This window comes from Acidovorax sp. HMWF018, assembly GCF_003061035.1.
GTDB lineage: Bacteria > Pseudomonadota > Gammaproteobacteria > Burkholderiales > Burkholderiaceae_C > Acidovorax > Acidovorax delafieldii.
This window is the reverse complement of the sequence record NZ_QAIM01000527.1, coordinates 12,154-14,443: the sequence shown is the minus strand read 5'-3', so window position 1 is coordinate 14,443 and position 2,290 is coordinate 12,154. Positions and strand designations below refer to the sequence as shown.

At 66.0% G+C, this 2,290-nt stretch carries 3 protein-coding genes; all 3 read right to left on the bottom strand.

What is annotated here, in order from left to right:
• A partial coding sequence (locus DBR23_RS31535; RefSeq protein ID WP_369882156.1) for an ABC transporter permease occupies nt 1–343 on the bottom strand: 343 nt, incomplete at its 3' end.
• A 4-nt stretch (nt 344–347) separates the two neighbouring features.
• Entirely contained in the window at nt 348–1,220 is an 873-nt protein-coding gene (locus tag DBR23_RS22430; RefSeq protein ID WP_108499628.1) for an ABC transporter permease, read from the bottom strand.
• On the bottom strand, nt 1,217–2,290 hold a 1,074-nt coding region (locus DBR23_RS22425; RefSeq protein WP_108499633.1), incomplete at its 5' end, for an ABC transporter ATP-binding protein. The genes DBR23_RS22430 and DBR23_RS22425, both read right to left, overlap by 4 nt.

The following is a 2,290-nucleotide window of genomic DNA, read 5'->3' as shown; positions in this document are numbered from 1 at the left end:
CACCCAGCACCAGGTGCGGAATGATCAGCGGCGACAGGAACAGGCCGTTGAGAAAGCCGCGCCCCGCAAACTCGTAGCGTGTGATGGCAATGCCCGCCGGCACGGCCAGCACCGTGGCCAGCGTGGCCGATGCCAGCGCCAGCCACAGGCTGTTCCAGAACGACTGCACAAAGTCCGAATGCGCGAACACTGCCTTGAACCAGCGCAGCGAGAACTCAGTGGTGGGCAGCGTCAGCGTGTTGTGCGGCGTGAACGCCACGATGCACACCACCAGCAGCGGGGCGAGCATGAAGGTGATGACCAGCGCGTTGAACGCGAGGGCCAAAGGTCCGTTCTTCTGCATAACTTCAGCCCAACGCTTTCTTGTACCGGCCCTCAACCAGCCGGTTGTAGCTCAGCATCACCACCAGGTTGGCCACCAGCAGCGTCAGCGCAATCGCTGCGCCCAGGGGCCAGTTCAGCTCGTGCAGGTATTCGTCGTACACCACCGTGGCCACCATCTTCAGGCGCCGCCCGCCCAGCAGGCCGGGGATGGCGAACGAACTGGCCGCCAGCCCAAACACGATCAGGCTTCCCGACAGGATGCCGGGCAGCACCTGCGGCAACACAATGCGCCGCAGCGTGGTGAAGGGTGTGGCCTGCAGCGACAGGGCGGCGTTCTCCACGCCCGGGTCCAGCTTCTGCAGCGAGGTCCACACCGGGATCACCATGAACGGCAGCATCACATGCACCAGCGCAATCACCACGGCGATCTCGGTGTAAAGCATCTTCACGGGGCCAAATCCAAGTAGCCCGAACAGCCCATTCACCAGCCCCTCAGGCCCCAGCAGCATGCTCCAGCCAAAGGCCCGTACCACCACGGATACCAGCAGCGGTGCCAGCACCACCAGCAGCAAGATGGAGCGCCACGGGTTGCCCATGCGGCTCAGGATGTAGGCCTCGGGTGCGCCAATGGCCACGCAGATCAGCGTGACCAGCCCCGCAATCCAGAACGTGCGCCAGAAGATCGTGTGGTAATACGAATCGGTGAACACATGGGCGTAGTGCTCCAGCGTGAACTCGCCTGCCTTCACCCCTGTGGCCGGGTCGAACGCGTTGAACGACAGCACGGCCGTGAGTGCCAGCGGCACCAGCAGCAGTACCGTGAACAGCAGCAGCGCCGGGCCGGACAACCACCAGGGCACGGCCTTTTTGTGCAGCAAGGTCGTGGCCAGGCTCATGGCGCCACCTCGGCGGCGTCTTCGGCCTCCAGCTCGGCCATGGCGGTTTCATCGGCGGGCAGCAGGCGCATGCAGTGGTCGGGCCAGTCCACGCCCGTGCGCTCGCCCTCGGCCAGCGCAGCGCGGCCGTCGTTGGGCACCAGCACCATCAGGTCGCCCACGGGGGTGCCCACACGGTACAGCCACTGGCTGCCCAGGAAGAACCGCTCGCACACCTGACCATCCATCCGGCCCTGCACGGCGGGCACCAGTTGCACTTTTTCAGGCCGCACGCTCAGCAGCACGGCGGCGCCGGGGCGGTAGCGGGCACCGTCCACCTCCATCGTGAGGGCGCCCACCTTCACCTGCGTGTGCGTGCCATTGGCATGCGTTACCTGGCCGGGCAGCAGGTTGGCCTTGCCCACAAAGGTGGAGATGAAGCGCGTGCGCGGGTGCTCGTACACGCGGTGCGGGTGGTCGATCTGCGTGGCGCGGCCGGCCTCCATCACCACCACGCGGTCGCTGATGGACATGGCCTCGCTCTGGTCGTGCGTGACCATGATGGTGGTGGTGCCCACCTTGCGCTGAATCTGCCGCAGCTCAAACTGCATCTCCTCACGCAGCTTGGCGTCGAGGTTGGACAGGGGCTCGTCCAGCAACAGCACGGGCGGCTCGATCACCAGCGCACGTGCCAGTGCCACCCGCTGACGCTGGCCGCCCGACAGCTCGCGTGGGTAGCGCGTGGCATGCTTTTCCAGGTGCACCAGCGCCAGCGCCTGGGCCACGCGCTCGGCGCGTTCGGCCTTGGGCACCTTGCGCATCTCCAGCCCAAAGCTCACGTTGGCCGCCACAGTCATGTGCGGGAACAGCGCATAGCTCTGGAACACGATGCCCAGCCCGCGCGTGTTGGCCTTGGCGTGGGTGATGTCCTTGCCTTCGAGCTCGATGCGCCCGCTGGTCACCGGCTCGAACCCCGCCACCATCTGCAGCGTGGTCGTCTTGCCGCAGCCCGACGGGCCCAGCAACGACACAAATTCGCCCTTTTGCACCGTGAGGTTCATGGACTGCACCGCGCAGGTGCTGCCATAGAA

Coding starts and splice junctions, on each gene's coding strand:
- DBR23_RS22430 (WP_108499628.1), bottom strand. CDS start 1,220: ATGAGCCTGGCCACGACCTTGCTGCACAAAAAGGCCGTGCCCTGGTGG.